Source organism: Pseudomonas sp. P7759, from assembly GCF_013386445.1.
Lineage (GTDB): Bacteria > Pseudomonadota > Gammaproteobacteria > Pseudomonadales > Pseudomonadaceae > Aquipseudomonas > Aquipseudomonas azotoformans_A.
Genome location: NZ_JACART010000042.1, coordinates 1 through 616 on the forward strand (window position 1 = coordinate 1; position 616 = coordinate 616).

General features: G+C 63.5%; 1 protein-coding gene and 1 pseudogene. Both read left to right on the forward strand.

Going from position 1 to position 616, the window contains the following annotated elements; genetic code table 11:
* Nucleotides 1-442 (forward strand): efflux RND transporter permease subunit (locus HX823_RS24870; protein ID WP_177077173.1); only part of this gene is annotated, 442 nt, incomplete at its 5' end.
* A gap of 38 nt (nt 443-480) precedes the next feature.
* Nucleotides 481-616, forward strand: a pseudogene (locus HX823_RS24875) (DUF1345 domain-containing protein); the annotation flags it as partial.

Consider the following 616-nt stretch of genomic DNA (forward strand, 5'->3'; position numbering starts at 1 on the left):
CGAAAGCTGGTCGATCCCGACCTCGGTGTTGCTGGTGGTGCCGCTCGGTGTACTCGGCGCGGTCGTCGCGGTGAGCTTGCGCGGCATGCCCAACGATGTGTTCTTCAAGGTCGGCTTGATCACCATCATCGGCCTGTCGGCGAAGAACGCGATCCTGATCATCGAGTTCGCCAAGGACCTGTATGACCAGGGCGAAGACCTGGTCACCGCCACCTTGAAAGCCGCACGGTTGCGCCTGCGGCCGATCATCATGACGTCCCTGGCGTTCATCCTCGGCGTGGTGCCACTGGCCATTGCCACCGGTGCCAGCTCGGCCAGCCAGCAGGCGATTGGTACGGGGGTGATCGGCGGGATGATCACCGCGACGCTGGCGGTGGTGTTTGTGCCGGTGTTCTTCGTAGTGGTCATGAAGCTGGTGCGCAAGCGCCACAAGACCGAGTGATGCTATGGTGCTCACAACCGCCTGCGTTGTGAGCACCTATGTCGTTTCTAGCCCGCACCCACCCCCGCCTCTCCGCCGCCGCCGTGTTCGGGATTGCCGTGGGCATCCTGGTGCCGGCCGACACCCTTGTCAGCAAAATCCTCATTGGCTGGAACGCCGGCGTCTGGACCTACC